At 64.3% G+C, this 17,844-nt stretch carries 16 protein-coding genes; 7 read left to right on the top strand and 9 right to left on the bottom strand.

The genetic code is table 11. The annotated features are described in order from the left end of the window. Nucleotides 1–284: 284 nt before the first annotated feature. The gene (gcvT, locus tag ABWY06_RS14775; RefSeq protein ID WP_353926320.1) at nt 285–1,367 is read left to right on the top strand and encodes a glycine cleavage system aminomethyltransferase GcvT; all 1,083 of its coding nucleotides are present in this window, start codon (nt 285–287) and stop codon (nt 1,365–1,367) included. Between the two features lie 78 nt (nt 1,368–1,445). Continuing rightward, nucleotides 1,446–1,835 carry a glycine cleavage system protein GcvH gene (gcvH, locus tag ABWY06_RS14770; RefSeq protein WP_353926319.1) on the top strand — a complete coding sequence of 130 codons (390 nt, stop codon included), beginning with the start codon at nt 1,446–1,448 and terminating at the stop codon, nt 1,833–1,835. A 197-nt stretch (nt 1,836–2,032) separates the two neighbouring features. Here gcvH and ABWY06_RS14765 read toward each other — a convergent pair whose 3' ends face one another. The 5 genes from ABWY06_RS14765 to ABWY06_RS14745 all read right to left on the bottom strand — a co-directional run bounded on the left by ABWY06_RS14765 (nt 2,033) and on the right by ABWY06_RS14745 (nt 6,223). After that, nucleotides 2,033–2,350, bottom strand: a complete 318-nt coding sequence (locus ABWY06_RS14765) for a DUF2388 domain-containing protein (RefSeq protein ID WP_353926318.1) — start codon at nt 2,348–2,350, stop codon at nt 2,033–2,035. Between the two features lie 84 nt (nt 2,351–2,434). After that, a complete protein-coding gene (locus tag ABWY06_RS14760) occupies nt 2,435–2,881 on the bottom strand; it encodes an NfeD family protein (RefSeq protein WP_353926317.1) in 447 nt (148 codons plus the stop codon). A gap of 5 nt (nt 2,882–2,886) precedes the next feature. Beyond that, nucleotides 2,887–3,807 carry an SPFH domain-containing protein gene (locus ABWY06_RS14755; RefSeq protein ID WP_353926316.1) on the bottom strand — a complete coding sequence of 307 codons (921 nt, stop codon included), beginning with the start codon at nt 3,805–3,807 and terminating at the stop codon, nt 2,887–2,889. Between the two features lie 78 nt (nt 3,808–3,885). After that, nucleotides 3,886–5,670, bottom strand: coding sequence for a type IV pilus assembly ATPase TfpB (tfpB, locus tag ABWY06_RS14750; RefSeq protein ID WP_353926315.1), 1,785 nt, complete (start codon nt 5,668–5,670; stop codon nt 3,886–3,888). 208 nt (nt 5,671–5,878) lie between these two features. After that, nucleotides 5,879–6,223 carry an ACT-like domain-containing protein gene (locus ABWY06_RS14745; protein ID WP_353926314.1) on the bottom strand — a complete coding sequence of 115 codons (345 nt, stop codon included), beginning with the start codon at nt 6,221–6,223 and terminating at the stop codon, nt 5,879–5,881. A 123-nt stretch (nt 6,224–6,346) separates the two neighbouring features. Between ABWY06_RS14745 and ABWY06_RS14740 the strand changes: the two genes are divergently transcribed. Further along, the gene (locus tag ABWY06_RS14740; RefSeq protein ID WP_353926313.1) at nt 6,347–6,814 is read left to right on the top strand and encodes an Lrp/AsnC family transcriptional regulator; all 468 of its coding nucleotides are present in this window, start codon (nt 6,347–6,349) and stop codon (nt 6,812–6,814) included. A 111-nt stretch (nt 6,815–6,925) separates the two neighbouring features. Here the strand turns inward: ABWY06_RS14740 and ABWY06_RS14735 are convergent, their stop codons facing one another. Continuing rightward, nucleotides 6,926–8,290 carry a CYTH domain-containing protein gene (locus ABWY06_RS14735; RefSeq protein WP_353926312.1) on the bottom strand — a complete coding sequence of 455 codons (1,365 nt, stop codon included), beginning with the start codon at nt 8,288–8,290 and terminating at the stop codon, nt 6,926–6,928. A gap of 158 nt (nt 8,291–8,448) precedes the next feature. On the opposite strand from ABWY06_RS14735, the gene argE reads away from it, so the two are divergent. Together argE and argA are read left to right on the top strand one after the other, a co-directional pair. Then, nucleotides 8,449–9,600, top strand: coding sequence for an acetylornithine deacetylase (argE, locus tag ABWY06_RS14730; protein ID WP_353926311.1), 1,152 nt, complete (start codon nt 8,449–8,451; stop codon nt 9,598–9,600). A gap of 141 nt (nt 9,601–9,741) precedes the next feature. Then, nucleotides 9,742–11,040, top strand: a complete 1,299-nt coding sequence (gene argA, locus ABWY06_RS14725; RefSeq protein WP_353926310.1) for an amino-acid N-acetyltransferase — start codon at nt 9,742–9,744, stop codon at nt 11,038–11,040. Between the two features lie 98 nt (nt 11,041–11,138). On the opposite strand, the gene rmf is transcribed toward argA, so the two are convergent. The 3 genes from rmf to ABWY06_RS14710 all read right to left on the bottom strand — a co-directional run bounded on the left by rmf (nt 11,139) and on the right by ABWY06_RS14710 (nt 15,647). After that, on the bottom strand, nt 11,139–11,345 hold the full coding sequence (gene rmf / locus ABWY06_RS14720; protein ID WP_353926309.1) for a ribosome modulation factor: 207 nt from the start codon (nt 11,343–11,345) through the stop codon (nt 11,139–11,141). Between the two features lie 145 nt (nt 11,346–11,490). Next, nucleotides 11,491–13,080, bottom strand: a complete 1,590-nt coding sequence (gene gshA, locus ABWY06_RS14715; protein WP_353926599.1) for a glutamate--cysteine ligase — start codon at nt 13,078–13,080, stop codon at nt 11,491–11,493. 239 nt (nt 13,081–13,319) lie between these two features. Further along, nucleotides 13,320–15,647 (bottom strand): Tex family protein, encoded by a 2,328-nt coding sequence (locus tag ABWY06_RS14710; protein WP_353926308.1) that lies wholly within the window; start codon nt 15,645–15,647, stop codon nt 13,320–13,322. Nucleotides 15,648–15,867: 220 nt separating this feature from the next. Between ABWY06_RS14710 and ompR the strand changes: the two genes are divergently transcribed. Together ompR and ABWY06_RS14700 are read left to right on the top strand one after the other, a co-directional pair. Continuing rightward, on the top strand, nt 15,868–16,605 hold the full coding sequence (gene ompR / locus ABWY06_RS14705) for an osmolarity response regulator transcription factor OmpR (RefSeq protein WP_353926307.1): 738 nt from the start codon (nt 15,868–15,870) through the stop codon (nt 16,603–16,605). A 115-nt stretch (nt 16,606–16,720) separates the two neighbouring features. Next, nucleotides 16,721–17,844, top strand: a 1,124-nt coding sequence (locus ABWY06_RS14700) for a histidine kinase dimerization/phospho-acceptor domain-containing protein (RefSeq protein WP_353926306.1), incomplete at its 3' end; no start/stop codon positions are given.

Below are 17,844 nucleotides of genomic sequence, written 5' to 3'. Positions count from 1 at the left end.
AAGCGGCTCTCTCGGCGGGCCCCCCTCGGCGACAGGTTGGGCGCGGTGCAGCATGGGTATCGCTGTGCTCAACGCCATCCTACGCAACGAACGCGGCAACCGCTGCCTGCTTGAAACTGCGCCCGTGATGACCTGCCCCGGCCTTGCGGCTACAATGCGCGCCATTCGCTGTGGCCCGTCATTCAGACCGGGCCTGCGGTACGGGTGCCAGTGCCTTGTCGTGACAAGCTCAGCCCCGTATCGATGCCCGTCCACAGCTTCGCCACGCCCGGATGGAGAAACCCATGGGACAGCGTACACCCCTCTATGACCAGCACTGTGCCCTGGGTGCCAAGCTGGTCGATTTCGGCGGTTGGGATATGCCGTTGCACTACGGCTCGCAGGTCGAGGAGCACCATCAGGTGCGACGCGACTGCGGCGTGTTCGACGTCTCGCATATGACGGTGGTGGATGTCACCGGCTCCCAGGCCAAAGCCTACCTGCAGCACTTGCTGGCGAACGATGTCGCGCGTCTCGGCGTGCTTGGCAAGGCGCTCTACAGCGGGATGTTGAATGATCAGGGAGGGGTAATCGACGACCTGATCGTCTACCTGACCGAAGAGGGCTATCGCGTGGTGGTCAATGCCGCCACCCGCGACAAGGACCTGGCCTGGATGCGTGCGCGCACCGCCGGTTTCTCCGTGGACCTGAACGAACGCGCCGAACTGGCCATGCTGGCTATCCAGGGACCCCACGCGCGGGCGAAAACCGCCGAGTTGGTCAGTGGTGCACGTGCGCAGTTGATCGCCGACCTCAAGCCCTTCGAGGGGCTGGTGCAAGGCGACTGGTTTATTGCGCGCACCGGTTATACCGGCGAGGACGGCTTGGAGATCATTCTGCCGGCCGAGCAGGCGCCGGGGTTTTTTACCGAGTTGGTCGGTGCGGGTATCGCGCCGATCGGTCTTGGGGCGCGAGACACCTTGCGGCTGGAGGCGGGCATGAACCTCTACGGCCAGGACATGGACGAAACGGTCTCGCCGCTGGTCGCCAACATGGCCTGGACCATCGCCTGGGAGCCCGCCTCGCGGGATTTCATCGGTCGCGCGGCGCTGGAAACCCAGCAGGCGGCGGGGCCCCAAGCCAAACTGGTCGGCCTGGTGCTGGAAGAACGGGGTGTGCTGCGCGCGCATCAGGTGGTACGGGTCGAAGGGCTGGGCGAAGGTGAAATCACCAGCGGCAGTTTTTCCCCTACCTTGGGCAAGTCCATTGCCCTGGCCCGCTTGCCAGCCACCACGGGCGAGCGCGCCGAGGTGGAAATTCGCGGCAAATGGTACCCGGTGCGTGTTGTTCAGCCGAATTTCGTGCGCCATGGCAAAGCCGTGATCTAACCTGAGCGGACTGGATTGCATCAGCCGTTTTTTTCTTCAGGCGGAGCCTCCGCCTCCCGCGTATTTGAGGACATCGTCATGAGTCACATACCTGCCGACCTGCGTTTTGCGGCCAGCCACGAATGGGCCCGCCTGGAAGCCGACGGGAGCGTTACCGTGGGCATTTCCGACCATGCTCAGGAGGCCCTGGGCGATGTGGTGTTCGTCGAGTTGCCTGAGCTGGGCAAAGAATTGAATGCCGGCCAGGAAGCCGGCGTGGTGGAGTCGGTCAAGGCCGCTTCGGATATCTACTCACCCATCGGCGGCCAGGTGGTGGCGGTGAACGAGGCGCTCGGCGATGCGCCGGAAAGCGTCAACGGCGACCCCTACGGCAGCTGGTTCTTCAAACTCAAGCCCCGGGATGCGGCGGAGTTGGACAAACTGCTCGACGCCAGCGCCTATAAGGCGGCATGTGACGCCGATGCGTGACGGCTGCTCCACGGCATTTGCTAGGGCTGTGCCTGTGTCGTGCTGCAGGTCAGCAAACCCTGATGAGCAAAGACTGGGTCCCTTGCGTCCCCGCTCGAGGGTTTTCCTGCACGCCTAACTCGGCCTTCCGTGGCGACCCGCGCCCCGTCATGCCTGATTTCAGCCCGCGTCAGGTCGACCTGCGGGGCTCGTGTTGCTTAACGTGGATCCACCGGCTCGCTGGCCAGGATCGCGCTGGCCAGCTCCAGGTCGCTGGCGCGCAGCTCCGGTCGCTCGGCGCGCAGGCGCTGCAGTGCTGCCTCGAGGTAGGGGCCACGGATCTGCCCGCCACTGGCGATAAAACTGCCGGCGTCGTCGCGGGCGGCGAGCACCAATTTGTGGTCCTTGAACGTCAGGTAGGTCGACGCCGTGGTGGCGCCGGAGGACAGGATGTCGCGTACCACGCTGTCTGCCAACGCCTGGGTCACAGGCAGGCTCAACAGGGCAACCAGGGCAAAGGCAGGGTAACGGCACATGGCGATGTCTCCGAAGTCAGGTGGACTTTCTTCAGAGTCGGGTGCCGCGCGCAGGTTCCCTCAGTTTGACATCAGATGGCCAGCTTACTGCGCGGCTTCCACCACCAGTCGCACGCCTTGCTGGCCCACCACGCGTACCGCACTGCCCACCGGCAGGTCAGGACCTATCACCAGCCACAGGCTGTCACCGGCCTTGATCTTGCCGCGACCGTCCACTATGGCCTCGTGCAGGACGAACTGGCGCCCCTGCAGTTCACTGCCGCGCTGGTTCAGTCCGGGTTGATCCGACGGCTTGCCGGCGACCCGTTGACGGTGCCACCAGTACAGCGCCGTGAGGATCGACAAGCTGCCGAACAGGACGAATTGCCAGGTCCAGGGCAGCTCCGGGAACAGGTAGGTCAATACGCCCACGATGGCCGCGGCCAGCCCGGTCCACAACAGGTAACCGCCCAGGCCAAAGACCTCGAGAATCAGCAGCAGGCTGCCCAGCGCCAGCCAGTCCCAGAACGACAGGTGTTGCAGGTAGCTCACGGTATTTAGCCTTTGCGTTCGTTGAAGGTGGCCTTGACGATTTCGCTGATGCCGCCGACGGCACCGATGACCTGGCTCGCCTCCAGTGGCATCAGAATCACCTTGCTGTTGTTGGCTGACGCCAGCTTGCCGAGGGCATCGATATACTTCTGCGCGACGAAGTAATTGATCGCTTGCACGTTACCGGCGGCGATGGCGTCGGACACCATACGGGTGGCCTCGGCTTCGGCCGCCGCAGCGCGCTCGCGGGCTTCGGCTTGCAGGAAAGCGGCTTCGCGCTCGCCTTCAGCTTCCAGGATCTGGCCTTGTTTCTTGCCTTCGGCGGTGAGGATTGCCGCGGCGCGCAGGCCTTCGGCCTCGAGGATTTGTGCGCGCTTGATGCGCTCGGCTTTCATTTGCCCGGACATGGCCGCCATCAGGTCGGCTGGGGGGCTGATGTCCTTGATCTCGATGCGGGTGATCTTGATACCCCAAGGCGCGGTGGCTTCATCGACCGTCTTGAGCAGGCGTTCGTTGATCGCGTCGCGCTGGCCCAGCATGGCGTCCAGCTCCATGGAACCCAGTACGGTACGGATATTGGTCATCACCAGGTTACGGATGGCATGTTCCAGATTGTTGACTTCATAAGCCGCCTGGGCCGAATTGATGATCTGGAAAAAGCAGATGGCATCGATTTGCACGGTGGCGTTGTCAGCCGTGATGACTTCCTGGGGCGGGATATCCAGCACGCTTTCCATGACGTTGAGCTTGCGACCGATGCGGTCCATCACGGGCACGATGATGTTCAGCCCCGGTTTGAGCGTATTGGTGTAGCGACCGAAGCGCTCCACCGTCCACTCGAAGCCTTGGGGTACGACCTTGAACCCCATAAACAGGATGGCGACCGCCAGGCCGACGAAAAGAAGGATGACACTGCCGATTTCCATAAGAGTTCCTGTACTGGGCAAAAGGTTTACCAGCTTGGCGGCCTCGAACAGCTTCTGGGCCGTCGCGGACATGTTGAACTATTTCTGCTCGCTTTGGGGCGTCACGCGCAGCACTTCCTCCATGGTCGTCAGCCCGGCCGCGACCTTCTGGGCGCCGGACAGGCGCAGGCTGCGCATGCCATCCTTGAATGCCTGCCGACGCAGCGCGACGATATCGGTGTCGGCGGTGATCAGGGGTTTGATGTTGTCGTTCAATTGCATGATTTCATACACCCCCGCACGGCCACGAAACCCGGTGTCGCGGCATTCCAGGCAGCCGACCGCTTTTTGGGTGCCGGCCGGTCGCGGCGAGCTCCAGGGTTTGGTCAGGGTCTGCCAATCCTCTTCGCTGATGGCTGCCGGTGCCTTGCAATGTGGGCACAGGGTGCGCACCAGGCGTTGCGCCATGATACCGAGCAGCGTGGCTTTGAGCAGGTAGTGCGGCACCCCCAGTTCGAGCAAGCGGGTGATGGCGCTGGGCGCATCGTTGGTATGCAGGGTCGACAGCACCAGGTGCCCGGTCAGCGCCGCCTGGATCGCCATCTCGGCGGTTTCCAGGTCGCGGATCTCGCCCACCATGATGATGTCGGGGTCCTGACGCATCAAGGCGCGCACACCGCTGGCGAAGGTCAGGTCGATATTGCTCTGGACCTGCATCTGGTTGAAGGCCGGTTCGACCATTTCGATCGGGTCTTCAATGGTGCAGAGATTGACCTCGGAGGTCGCCAGCTTCTTGAGGGTGGTATAGAGCGTGGTGGTTTTGCCCGAACCGGTCGGTCCGGTGACCAGGATGATGCCGTTGGGCTGGCTGGTCATGTCCTGCCAGCGGCGCAGGTCGTCTGGGGAAAACCCCAACTGATCGAAGTTCTTCAGCAGTACTTCCGGGTCGAAGATCCGCATCACCATCTTTTCGCCGAACGCGGTGGGCAGCGTCGACAGGCGCAATTCGACTTCGCCGCCGTCGGGGGTCTTGGTCTTGACCCGACCGTCCTGAGGCTTGCGTTTTTCCGCCACGTTCATCCGTCCCAGCGCCTTGACCCGGCTGACGATGGCCATGGTGACCTGGGGCGGGAATTGATACACGTTGTGCAGCACGCCGTCGATACGGAAGCGTACCGTGCCCTGTTCACGGCGGGGCTCGACATGAATATCGCTGGCGCGTTGCTGAAAGGCGTACTGAAACAGCCAGTCGACGATATTGACGATATGGGCGTCGTTGGCGTCCGGCTCCTGGTCGCTGGCGCCCAGGTTCAGCAGCTGTTCGAAATTGCCAAGGCCGCTGTTCTTGCTGTCCTGTGCATTGGCACCGCTGACCGATTTGGCCAGGCGAAAAAATTCCACGGTAAAACGCTGGATGTCGACCGGATTGGCCACCACCCGTTTGATCGGCAATTTGAGGACGTGGAACAGGTCGGCTTCCCAGCGCTGGGCAAAAGGCTGGGCGCTGGCAATGGTCACCCCTTCCGCGCTGACCGCCACGGCCAGGATCTTGTGGCGTTGGGCAAAGGCGTAGGACATCAGTGGCATCACCGCCGCGACATCGATCTTCAGCGGGTCGATACGCAGGTAGGGCTGGCCGGCCAGTTCCGCCAACCACAGGGTCAGGCTTTCCAGGTCGAGTTTCTTGCCGGGTCGGCCGAGGTCATCGAGTTGCTGGCCGGCGAGGAACTCCAACGGATGCAGCTGCGCGTTCGCGCTGCTGCGACGAACGGCCATGCATTGCTCGGCGGTTTCCTGGCTCAAGCGGCCGCGACTGACCAGCTCGCGCAGCACGTCGTTCAAGTCAAGTTGTCGGTCCTGGGCCGATGAGGTGAGGGCAGACATGAGGCTCCTTGTGGGGGGGCGTGATGCGTCGGCACTGCAAGCTACCCGCAGTCCGGCCTTGCGCATCTAGAGTAGCCGTCAGCATGCCCGAATGGGGGAGTGGGCGCGACGGTCCGTGCGATCGTCTGTGTCAGTGCTCGCAACCCTGCAGCACGACGCTGACCAGTACGGCGCCTGTCAGTGGTACGCCACCCTCAAGTCTGTCGGCTCAGGCTGGAACACTGCGCTGGGTCCGCGCACTCGGGCAGGGTTGCAGCAGCACCGACCGTACATCGATCAAGCCGCGCATGCGTTGCGCGATCAACTCGGCGCGGTGCCAACTGACGTCTGGCTGGCTGATCTCAATGGTCAGCAACGGCCCTTGCCGCTGCAGCTCGACGTGCGAAGGCAGCAGCGACTGCTGGGCAAATCCGTTGAGCAGACGGCACAGAATATCTGTTTCGGGCTCGGCGACGATGCGAAAACACACCCGCTCGCGGGCGGGCCCGGCCCAGGGATCTGGGCGTTGCGGGTGGGCGCTGGTGACGGCGGGCAGGGTGGTGGCGTCGGGCATGGGGTGCTCCTTGGATCAGGAAGCAATTTTTCCATGCCGGGAGCGGAATAACCGGTCTTTAACGGCGCTTTATCCTGTATTTTTAGATTTCTAATTCAGGATCACGCATTAGGAGATTAAGTTATGCAGGGCACATTGGACGGTTACGATCGCCATATCCTGGCCCTGTTGCAGGAGGACGCTGCACTGTCGAGCGGGGAGATTGCCGAGCGCATTGGTTTGTCCCAGTCGCCCTGCTGGCGCCGCATTCAGCGCTTGAAGGACGAGGGGATTATCCGCCGCCAGGTGACCTTGCTGGACCGCAAGAAGGTCGGCCTGAACACCCAGATTTTTGCCGAGGTCAAACTTAACGCCCATGGACGGGCCAACTTCACGGAATTCGCCGCAGCGATTCGCGAGCTCCCAGAGGTGCTGGAGTGTTATGTGATGATGGGCTCGGTGGACTTTCTGCTGCGTATCGTCACCGCGGACATTGAGGCCTACGAGCGGTTTTTCTTCGAAAAACTCTCGGCCTTGCCAGGTGTACAGGAGGTGAATTCGACTGTGGCGCTTTCAGAAATCAAGTCCACCACCAGCCTGCCGCTGGGCTGACGCTCGCGGCAGGGCCGGCACCTGAAGTGCCTTGCCGGGCCGGGCCGGGCCGAGCGGGGCCTGGGGCCGTTCTCCGCGGCGGCGAGGGTAACGGGCCCTGAAGCCTTCCGCTTAGCGGGTCAGCTGTTTCCAGGCCCTGTTGCTGGCCAAGGCCTGCGCCTGCTGCGCGCGGGCCTCGAGTGTTTCCGGATCCAGCGGGCGGCTGGCCAGTTCATGCAGTTTGCGCAACTCACCGTACAGTCGGTCGGTTTCCGCGACGTCCAGCACCGAGCGCGCGTGATGCAGCCAGACCAGCAAGCGCTCGATGCGCGGCAGCTGCTCGGCGAGGTCTTCCGGCTGCTGCTGATAGCGCTTGAGTTGCAGGGCCACGCCCTCGTCGGCGATCTGTGTCGGCAACCAATTGCCCAGGGTGGCGGCGCCCTGACGATTGCCGCGATTGCTGCGCTCCAGCGTCCAGCGCCGGGTCAGCAGCCAGCGCGAAGCGTGCAGGGAGAACAGGCCCCAGCGGGTGCCGTTGAGTTCCTCGGCGAACTGCAGGGGCGCCAGTTGCCGCGCCGCGTCCTCGTGCAGGCCGGCCTGCAGCCGTGGACGCCAATCGCCGAGCAAGGCATCCAGAATGCTGCGCAGTTCATGGCTGGCCACTCGCGGTGCCGCCTGGCCGAGACTGGCCAGCAGGGCGCGCAGTTCACTGAGTTGTTCGACCCAATCGACCAGCAGGCGCCAGTGGCCGTTGAAACGATATTGCTCGGCCAGACGCTGGCTGCTGCCCAGCAGGTGCCAGGCGAGCACGGCGAAGGCCTCGTCCAGCGGCTGTTCGGTTAGGATCTCGGGTGTGCTGAGCGACAGGGCGTAACTGCCGGCATCGAACAACCGGTAGCCGCGCTCGGCCTTGCTGATGTCGCAGGGCATCAGCGCCAGGTCGGCGGCCAGCTCGCTGGCCAGTTCCAGCAGGGCCTCGGGTTCGCCTTGGCGCAACTCCAGCTCCAGCTCGCAGATTTCTTCTTCCTGGCCGTCGGCCACCACCTTGCCCAGGTCCAGCGCCGCTTCGATGATCACCTTGGTCTTGCCCCGGCCCCAGGCGATTTCCGCGCGTTCACGGACAAAATCCGTGGTGAACAGCGGTTTGAGGGTTTTCTTGTCCAGTTCGGCCAAAGTGGCGGGCCAGCACTGGTCGTCGAGCTTTTTCAGGTCCAGCTTGGCCTTGGTCAGCGGCCAGTCGAATTCGTTGCGCTCGGACAGCCCGGCCACGCTCTGGCCACGGGTCTTGAGCGTCTGGATCAGCTGGTCGCCGTCGCGGCGAATGCGCAGGGCGATCTTGGCCTGGGCCAGGTCGCGTTCGACGGTGTCGAAGTACTGGTTAAACAGCTCGCGCCGCTCCCAGCCGCTCTTGTTGCGTTTTTTCAGCAGCGGATGCTCGCGCAGGGCCGCCAGGGTTTCGCGGCTGACGCGGAGTTTGATTTCAGTTTCTTTCTGCATGGCCGGACAATCCAAGCGCTGATAACGGAGGCGCAGCCGGGATGACATGGGCTGCTGTAGTCGCGCAGTGTACAGGACAAGCGAGCTTGAACGACCCGACGGTTTATTCCTGGGGGGCGAAGGCTCTATGATGCAGCCTTCGCGTGTGGAGATCACCGATGCCAGTCCCCTCCCTGAAAGCCCAATTCGCCGCGCTGATCGCCGCGCCGTCGGTCAGCTGTACCCAGCCGCAGTGGGACCTGTCCAACTGGGCGGTGATCGAGTTGCTGGCCGGCTGGTTGGGCGATTTGGGCTTTGCCTGCGAGCTGCAGGAAATCACCCCGGGTAAATTCAACCTGCTGGCCAGCTATGGCAGCGGACCGGGTGGGCTGGTGCTGGCCGGGCACAGCGATACGGTGCCCTTCGACGCGGCGTTGTGGCAAACCGACCCGCTCAAGCTGACCGAGGTTGATGGACGCTGGGTCGGCCTGGGCAGCTGCGACATGAAGGGCTTCTTCGCCCTGGTGATCGAGGCCGTGCGGCCGCTGCTCGAGCAACCTTTTCAGCAGCCGCTGCTGATCCTCGCCACGTGCGACGAGGAAAGCTCCATGTCCGGCGCCCGCGCCCTGGCCGCGGCCGGGCGGCCCTTGGGCCGTGCGGCGGTGATTGGCGAGCCGACCGGCCTGAAGCCGGTGCGCCTGCACAAGGGGGTGATGATGGAGCGCCTGGATATCCTTGGGCGCAGTGGCCACTCGTCGGATCCCGGCTTGGGGCACAGCGCGCTGGAGGCCATGCACGCCTGCATCGGCGAACTGATGAGCTTGCGCGCCCAATGGCAACGGGAGTTTCGCAATCCGCAATTCGGCGTGCCCCAACCGACCCTCAACCTGGGCTGTATCCATGGCGGCGACAACCCCAACCGGATCTGCGGCCAGTGCGCCCTGGAGTTCGACCTGCGGCCGCTGCCGGGCATGGATCCCGAGTGGCTGCGTGGCGCGATCCGCGAGCGTTTGCTGCCGTTGGCCGAGCGCCACCAGGTGCAGATAGATTTTGCTCCGTTATTCCCCTGCGTGCCGCCCTTCGAGCAGGTTGCCGATGCCGAACTGGTGCGCCTGGCCGAGCGCCTGACCGGGCATACGGCCGGCGCGGTGGCCTTTGGCACCGAGGCCCCCTACCTGCAGCAACTGGGCTGCGAGACGCTGGTGCTGGGGCCGGGCGATATCGCTTGTGCCCACCAGCCGGGCGAATACCTGGATATGGACCGCCTGCAGCCGACCGTGACCTTGTTGCGTGAATTGATCCAGCATTATTGCCTGCGCCCTGCGGCATGATGTGGACCCCATCGGCATGACCTCGAGGAGACCCGGCGTGCGCGTGCAATTTCGACGATAAAGCTGCACCCGGTTCAGTGTCTGGCCCCTGGGGCCGCAATGCGTTCTTCCGACTGTCTACCGATTGCAGGCTTTTTTGTTATGCCCGACTACGTCAACTGGCTTCGCCACGCCACGCCCTATATCAACGCCCATCGTGACTGCACCTTTGTCGTCATGCTGCCGGGCGAGGGTGTGGATCATCCGAATTTCGGCAATATCGTCCATGACCTGGTATTGCTGCACAGCCTGGGCGTGCGCCTGGTGCTGGTACACGGTTCGCGACCGCAGATCGAGACGCGCCTGGTCCAGCGCGGCCTGATACCGCACTTTCACCATGGCTTGCGCATCACCGACGGCCCGACCCTGGAGTGCGTGATCGACGCGGTCGGCCAACTGCGCATCGCCATCGAGGCGCGCCTGTCCATGGACCTGGCGGCATCCCCCATGCAGGGCTCGCGCCTGCGCGTCGCCAGTGGCAATTTCGTCACCGCGCGGCCGATCGGGGTTCTCGAAGGGGTGGATTACCACCACACCGGCGAGGTCCGTCGGGTCGACCGCAAGGGTATTGGACGGTTGCTCGACGAGCGTTCCATCGTGCTGCTCTCGCCCTTGGGCTATTCGCCTACGGGGGAAACCTTCAACCTGGCCTGCGAGGACGTGGCGACCCGCGCGGCCATCGACCTGGGGGCCGACAAATTGCTGCTGTTCGGGGCCGAGCGTGGCCTGCTGGACGCCAGCGGTAAGCTGGTGCGTGAGTTGCGCCCGCAGCAGGTGGCGCCGCACCTGGAACGCCTGGGCAGCAACTACCAGGCTGAATTGCTCGACGCCGCGGCCCAGGCCTGCCGTGGCGGTGTGCGGCGCAGCCATATCGTCAGTTTCGCCGAAGACGGTGCGCTGTTGACCGAGCTGTTTACCCGCGATGGTGGCGGTACCCTGGTGACCCAGGAGCAGTTCGAGTCACTGCGCGAAGCCACCATCGAGGACGTCGGCGGGCTGATGGAGCTGATCCGGCCGCTGGAGGAGCAGGGCATCCTGGTGCGCCGCTCACGGGAAGTGCTGGAGCGCGAGGTCGAGCAGTTCAGCATCGTCGAGCGCGATGGCCTGATCATCGCCTGCGCGGCGCTCTACCAGATCGCCGATTCCGATTGCGGCGAGCTGGCCTGCCTGGCGGTCAATCCGGATTACCGGCATGGCGGTCGGGGTGACGAGTTGCTCGAGCGCATCGAAGAGCGTGCCCGGGCCCAGGGCCTCAACACCCTGTTCGTGCTGACGACCCGCACGGCGCACTGGTTCCGCGAGCGCGGCTTTCAGCCCAGCGGCGTGGAGCGCCTGCCGGCGGCGCGGGCCTCGCTGTACAACTACCAGCGCAACTCGCAGATCTTCGAAAAGTCGTTGTAGGGCGGGCTCAGGAGCGCAGCGAACAGCCCGCCGTTGGCGGACCTGGCTTTCTCTGCCCCTCTCCCGCCAGGGCGAGAAGGGCGGCGGTGAGGAGCCGCCTAGGCGGTCTTCTGCTGATGCATCTCGAATTGCTCGCGCCCGTCATCCCAGCCGGCTTCCCAGGCGGCGGTTAGCACTTCGGCGCTGTGCTGCGGAGCGTTGATCTGGCCGGTCAGACCGGCCATGTAACCTTGTTGATAAGCCTTGTTCAGGCTTTCCAGGCTCCAGTGCCGGTCGTCATCGGGTAGCGCGTCGGATGACGCCATAGGGAACGGCTCGCGGTTGAGTCAATTGGCTCATGCTAGCTGTCCCGGCGGCGGCGCGGGGGACCTTCGGTGTCGGCGCGGGGTCCGGGATCGCGGATTTGTGACGGGCTGCGCGTCTGCGCTGCCCTTTGCGCACTGCAACGGCTCAGTTGCTGAAGGCGAGGATGCTGGCCTGATAGGCCCCGACGAAGGTATCGAAATCGCCCACTTCACTGGCTTCCAGCTCGGCCTGCTCGCGCAGCGAGGTTTCCACCCGAGCCTCCTGCTCCGCCTGTTCGCTGGCACTCAGCGGCTGGCTGCGGAAGTAGTCGGCATGCAGCCGGCTCTGCTGCAGGGCGAACTGGGTAAAGCTCTGCCCGCTGGATGTCAGGCTGGCCAAGACCTGGGCCGAGGGCGTCAGGGTCGCGTCGACGACCTTGGCCCGCTGTGCGGTCATGGCCTCGTGGTGGGCACTGCCGCCGTGACTGCGGTCGAGCAGGTCGGCCAGGAGCTGGATGTCGTCCAGCAGGTCGCTGGCCCAGTCCTGCAGGCTTACCGCCTGGCCGTCACGTTGCAGTTGCAGGCCAGGGCGCCGGCCTTCCTTGACCACCGTCAGGAAGTTGTCGGTGCAGGCGTGGCATTCGCCGCTGGCGAGCGGCGGGCTGTCCTGTAGCGCGCAGTACAGCAGGAAGGCATCGAGAAAGCGGGCTTCCGGCAGGTCGATACCCATGGGCAGGAAGGGGTTGATGTCCAGACAGCGCACTTCGACGTATTGCACCCCGCGGGCCATCAGGGCCTGGATCGGCCGCTCGCCGCTGTAGGTGACCCGCTTGGGGCGGATATTGGAGTAGTACTCGTTCTCGATTTGCAGGATGTTGGTGTTCAACTGCAGCCATTCACCGTCTTTTTTGCTGCCGATGGCGACATAGGCCGGGTAGGGCGTGGCCACCGCCTGGCGCAGGCTGTCGGTGTAGCTGGCCAGGTCGTTGTAGCAGGGGGTCAGGCCCGCCTGGGCGTTGCTCTGGTAACCCAGGTCGCTCATGCGCAGGCTGGTGGCATAAGGCAAATAGAGGGTGTCGGCATCCAGTTGCTGCAACTGGTGTGGGCGGCCGCGCAGGAAACCGGCGTGCAGGGCCGGCGACGCGCCGAACAGGTACATCAGCAGCCAGCTGTAGCGCCGGAAGTTGCGAATCTGCGCGATATAGCGGGCCGATTGATAGTCCCGTGGGTCGCTGCTGTCGCCTTCATCCGCCTGCAGCAGGGGCCACAGGCGTTCGGGCAGGGAAAAATTGTAATGGATGCCGGCAATGCATTGCATGGTCTTGCCATACCGCAGCGCCAGGCCCTGGCGGTAGACGTACTTGAGGCGGCCGATATGGGAGTTGCCATAGCGGGCGATCGGAATCTGCTCCTCGTCCGGCAGCGCGCAGGGCATCGACGGACTCCACAGCAGTTGCCCGTCGCGGGCCAGCTTGCTGTAGGCGAAGCGATGGGTTTGCTCGAGGTTGGCCAGGGTCATGGCCGGATCCGCCTCGGCCGGGGTGATGAACTCCAGCAGCGACTCCGAGTAGTCGGTGGTGATCTGCGGATGGGTGAGCGCCGAGCCCAGTTCCCGCGGGTGGGGCGTGACCGCCAGCTGCCCGTCGGCATCGACGCGCAGGCATTCCCGCTCTATGCCGTGCAGGCAGTGTTCGAGCAGGGAGAGGTTAGCGCGCGCACCTAGCAAAACCAGGCGGCGGGAGAGAAGCTCGCTCAACATTGGATATCCTTCACGCGTCAGTCGCCCCAATATGGGGGTGGGCCGGGCGGTCTACAAGGGTGATGAAGTAACGGGCGTTTTCGCCTGGTTGCCGTGCGGTGTTGCCTGTTATACCCCGACTCGGCGGACGGGCGTTAGAGACAGGCGACCGCGCCGAGCCTTGGCGCGTCACCTGCCGTCGAGCGGGACGCCGAGCGCCGGGCCGGCCGACCCGGCTGGGCAGGCGGCGCCGGCGGCTATTTTTTCAACGGCTTGGCATTGGCGAACAGGGCTGCCATGGCGCCGCTGGCGGCCGGTTTGGGCTCGTTACGTGGCGCGCTCTGCTGGGCCCGAGGTTGCCCGCCCTGGCGGCCACCGCGTTGCCCCTCGATCTTCTCGCCCGGGGTGTCGCCCATGCGCATCGACAGGGCGATGCGGTTGCGCGGGATATCGACCTCCATCACCTTGACCTTGACCACGTCGCCGGCCTTGACCGCTTCGCGCGGGTCCTTGATGAATTTTTCCGACAGCGCGGAGATATGCACCAGGCCATCCTGGTGCACGCCGATATCGACAAAGGCACCGAAGTTGGTGACGTTGGTCACCACGCCCTCAAGCACCATGCCCAGTTCCAGGTCCTTGAGGGTCTCGACCCCGTCCTGGAACGCGGCGGTCTTGAATTCCGGACGCGGGTCGCGGCCGGGCTTCTCCAGTTCCTGGAGGATGTCGCTGACCGTCAGCAGGCCAAAGCGCTCATCGGTGAATTTTTTCGGGTCCAGGCGCTTGAGAAAGCTGCTGTCGCCCACCAGGGAGCGGATGTCGCGGCCGGTGTCGGCTGCGATGCGCTCGACCAGGGGGTAGGTCTCGGGGTGGACGGCGGAGCTGTCCAGTGGGTTGTCGCCGTTCATCACCCGGAGGAAGCCGGCGGCTTGTTCAAAGGTCTTTTCGCCCAGGCGGCTGACCTTTTTCAGCGCCGCGCGGGTCTTGAACGCGCCATTGGCATCGCGGTGGGCGACGATGTTCTGCGCCAGCGTGGTGTTCAGGCCGGAGATCCGCGCCAACAGCGCCACCGAGGCGGTATTGACGTCGACGCCGACCGCGTTCACGCAGTCCTCCACCACCGCATCCAGGCTGCGCGCCAGCTTCAGCTGCGAAACATCGTGCTGGTACTGGCCGACGCCGATGGATTTGGGGTCGATCTTCACCAGCTCGGCCAGCGGGTCCTGCAGGCGCCGGGCGATCGAGACCGCGCCGCGGATCGAAACGTCCAGGTCGGGGAATTCCTTGGCGGCCAGCTCCGAGGCCGAGTAGACCGAGGCGCCGGCTTCGGAGACCATGATCTTGGTCATCTTCAGTTCCGGCAGTTTCTTGATCAGCTCGGCGGCCAGTTTGTCGCTCTCGCGGCTGGCGGTACCGTTGCCGATGGAAATCAGGTCGACCCGGTGCTTGATGCACAGCGCGCCGAGCACGGCCAGGGTCTGGTCCCACTGATTCTTCGGTACGTGGGGGTAGACGGTGGCGTACTCCAGCAATTTGCCGGTGGCGTCGACCACGGCGACCTTGCAGCCGGTGCGCAGGCCCGGGTCAAGGCCCAGGGTGGCCCGCGGCCCGGCCGGGGCGGCGAGCAGCAGGTCGTGCAGGTTGTGGGCGAACACGCTGATCGCTTCTTCCTCAGCGCCCTCGCGCAGTTCGCCGAACAGGTCGGTTTCCAGGTGGGTGTAGAGTTTCACCTTCCAGGTCCAGCGCACCACTTCGCCCAGCCACTTGTCGGCCGCGCGGCCTTGGTCCTTGAGGCCGAACTGCTGGCCGATCATCAGTTCGCAGGGGTGCAGGGTGCCCGGCGCGACGGTGCCCGAGGCTTCGTCGCCGACTTTCAGGCTGGCGCTGAGGACGCCTTCGTTGCGGCCGCGGAAAATCGCCAGGGCGCGGTGCGAGGGCATGCTCTTGAGCGGTTCGTCGTGTTCGAAGTAGTCGCGGAATTTGGCGCCTTCCTCTTCCTTGCCGGGTACCACGCGGGCGCAGACCAGGGCGTCCTGTTTGAGGTAGCTGCGCAGTTTGGCCAGCAGGTTGGCGTCCTCGGCAAAACGCTCCATCAGGATGTACTTGGCGCCCTCGAGCACCGCCTTGCTGTCGCCCAGGCCTTTTTCGCTGTCGACATAACGCGCGGCTTCGGTTTCCGGGCTCAGCGTCGGATCGCTGAACAGGCCGTCGGCCAAGGGGCCAAGGCCCGCTTCGAGGGCGATCTGGCCCTTGGTCCGGCGCTTTTGCTTATAGGGCAGGTAGAGGTCTTCCAGGCGTGTCTTGGTGTCCGCCAGCTTGATCTCGCGGGCCAGTTCGGGGGTCAGCTTGCCCTGTTCCTCGATGCTCGCCAGGATGCTCAAGCGGCGCTCGTCCAGCTCGCGCAGGTAACGCAAGCGTTCTTCGAGGTTGCGCAGCTGAGTGTCGTCCAGGCTGCCGGTCACTTCCTTGCGGTAGCGGGCGATAAAGGGCACGGTCGAGCCTTCATCGAGCAGGGCCACGGCGGCGGCGACCTGTTGCGGGCGAACCCCGAGTTCCTCAGCGATGCGACTGTTGATGCTGTCCATAAAACCACCTAAGCAGGAGTGAAAGCGGGCACGGGCCGGCTGCAAAAGGCCGGCATTATACCCGGCCGGCGACCCGCGTCCGGGAAAAGCGCGCCGTCGGCCACGGGCCCTGGCCGCGGGGCGTTCGTGCGGCAAGACAAATCTGCTAACAATGGACCCGCTACCCCGGCCTCGCGCTGGGCCATAATGCCGCCACTGTTTCGAGCCCGAGGGCGTTTTGATGACCACCGCCAATGCGCCGGAAGGCGAAAAAATCCTGATCGTCGACGACGACCCGGGCCTGCGTCGCTTGCTGGAGCGTTTTCTCGACGAGCAAGGCTTCCGGGTGCGTGCTGTGGAGAATGTCGAGCAGATGGACCGCCTGCTGTCCCGCGAGCTGTTCCAACTGGTGGTGCTGGACCTGATGCTGCCGGGCGAGGACGGGCTCTCGGCCTGCAAACGCCTGCGCGCCAGCAATAACCAGGTGCCGATCATCATGCTGACCGCCAAGGGCGACGAAAGCAGCCGAATTCAGGGCCTTGAGCTGGGGGCGGACGACTACCTGGCCAAACCCTTCAACCCGCGCGAGCTGCTGGCGCGGATCAAGGCGGTACTGCGCCGTCAGGTGCCCCAGGTGCCCGGGGCGCCGGGCAGCGAGGAGGAGACGGTCAGCTTCGGTGACTATGCCTTGTCCCTGGCCACCCGCGAGCTGATTCGTGGCGATCAGGTGCAGATGCTGACCACGGGCGAGTTCGCCGTCCTCAAGGCGCTGGTGCAGCATGCCCGTGAACCGCTGACCCGCGACAAGCTGATGAACCTGGCCCGTGGCCGCGAGTGGGACGCCCTGGAGCGTTCCATCGATGTGCAGATTTCCCGTCTGCGCCGGATGATCGAGCCCGATCCGTCCAAGCCGCGTTACATCCAGACAGTCTGGGGCGTGGGTTACGTGTTCGTTCCGGATGGCGCCGCCACCAAGTGATCGGCGATTTGTAGGAGCGGGTCTTGCGGGCAACGGGTCAGATGACTTTGCTCGCAGACTCGCGATCCGCAATCTGCGAGCATCGCTCGCTCCTGCAAGTGTGTAGCGGTTATCCATGAAAACCCCCGTTTGGTTCCCCCAGAGTTTCTTCTCCCGCACCCTTTGGCTGGTGCTGATCGTCGTGCTGTTCTCCAAGGCGCTGACCCTGGTTTATCTGTTGATGAACGAAGACGTGCTGGTGGACCGCCAATACAGCCACGGCGTCGCCCTGACGCTACGCGCCTATTGGGCGGCCGATGAAGAAAACCGCACGAAGATTGCCGATGCCGCGACCCTGATCCGGGTAGTCGGTGCTGGCGTGCCGGAAGGTGAGCAACACTGGCCTTACAGCGAGATCTATCAGCGGCAGATGCAGGCAGAGCTCGGTGCCGACACTGAAGTCCGATTGCGCATGCATTCGCCGCCGGCCCTGTGGGTTCGGGCGCCAAGCCTGGGTGATGGCTGGTTGAAAGTGCCGCTTTATCCGCATCCGTTGCGCGGCCAGAAAATCTGGAACGTACTCGGCTGGTTCCTCGCTATCGGCCTGCTGTCCACTGCCTCGGCGTGGATCTTCGTCAGCCAGCTCAATCAACCTTTGAAACGTCTGGTCTATGCCGCGAGGCAACTCGGCCAGGGCCGCAGTGTGCGTCTGCCGATCAGCGACACGCCAAGTGAAATGACCGAGGTTTACCGCGCCTTCAACCAGATGGCGGAAGACGTCGAGCAGGCCGGCCGCGAGCGCGAACTGATGCTCGCCGGGGTGTCGCACGACTTGCGCACGCCACTGACCCGTTTGCGGCTGTCCCTGGAGCTGATGGGCGACCACAGCGACCTGACGGACGACATGATCCGCGACATCGAAGACATGGACGCGATTCTCGACCAGTTCCTGGCGTTCATTCGCGATGGTCGTGACGAGTCGGTGGAAGAGGTGGACCTGAGCGATCTGGTGCGCGAAGTCGCGGCGCCATACAACCAGAACGAAGAGAAAGTGCGCCTGCGCCTGGAGCCGATCCAGCCGTTTCCATTGCGTCGGGTATCGATGAAGCGGCTGCTGAACAACCTGATTGGCAACGCCTTGCATCACGCGGGCAGCGGGGTTGAGGTGGCGGCTTATGTGTCCGGGGACACCAGCGCGCCGTATGTGGTGCTGAGTGTCATGGACCGTGGGGCGGGGATTGATCCGTCGGAGCTGGAGGC

Origin of the sequence: Pseudomonas sp. (assembly GCF_040514055.1) — a bacterium.
Taxonomy (GTDB): domain Bacteria; phylum Pseudomonadota; class Gammaproteobacteria; order Pseudomonadales; family Pseudomonadaceae; genus Aquipseudomonas.
Note: the sequence above shows the minus strand (reverse complement) of the source record. Positions and strands in the feature narration are given on the sequence as shown.

Excerpts from the sequence above, each read along its gene's own strand:
- gcvH (WP_353926319.1), top strand. The coding sequence starts at position 1,446 with ATGAGTCACATACCTGCCGACCTGCGTTTTGCGGCCAGCCACGAATGG.
- ABWY06_RS14755 (WP_353926316.1), bottom strand. The coding sequence starts at position 3,807 with ATGGAAATCGGCAGTGTCATCCTTCTTTTCGTCGGCCTGGCGGTCGCC.
- tfpB (WP_353926315.1), bottom strand. The coding sequence starts at position 5,670 with ATGTCTGCCCTCACCTCATCGGCCCAGGACCGACAACTTGACTTGAAC.
- ABWY06_RS14765 (WP_353926318.1), bottom strand. The coding sequence starts at position 2,350 with ATGTGCCGTTACCCTGCCTTTGCCCTGGTTGCCCTGTTGAGCCTGCCT.
- ABWY06_RS14710 (WP_353926308.1), bottom strand. The coding sequence starts at position 15,647 with ATGGACAGCATCAACAGTCGCATCGCTGAGGAACTCGGGGTTCGCCCG.
- argE (WP_353926311.1), top strand. The coding sequence starts at position 8,449 with ATGCCAGTCCCCTCCCTGAAAGCCCAATTCGCCGCGCTGATCGCCGCG.
- argA (WP_353926310.1), top strand. The coding sequence starts at position 9,742 with ATGCCCGACTACGTCAACTGGCTTCGCCACGCCACGCCCTATATCAAC.
- ABWY06_RS14735 (WP_353926312.1), bottom strand. The coding sequence starts at position 8,290 with ATGCAGAAAGAAACTGAAATCAAACTCCGCGTCAGCCGCGAAACCCTG.
- gcvT (WP_353926320.1), top strand. The coding sequence starts at position 285 with ATGGGACAGCGTACACCCCTCTATGACCAGCACTGTGCCCTGGGTGCC.
- ompR (WP_353926307.1), top strand. The coding sequence starts at position 15,868 with ATGACCACCGCCAATGCGCCGGAAGGCGAAAAAATCCTGATCGTCGAC.
- ABWY06_RS14745 (WP_353926314.1), bottom strand. The coding sequence starts at position 6,223 with ATGCCCGACGCCACCACCCTGCCCGCCGTCACCAGCGCCCACCCGCAA.
- rmf (WP_353926309.1), bottom strand. The coding sequence starts at position 11,345 with ATGGCGTCATCCGACGCGCTACCCGATGACGACCGGCACTGGAGCCTG.
- ABWY06_RS14740 (WP_353926313.1), top strand. The coding sequence starts at position 6,347 with ATGCAGGGCACATTGGACGGTTACGATCGCCATATCCTGGCCCTGTTG.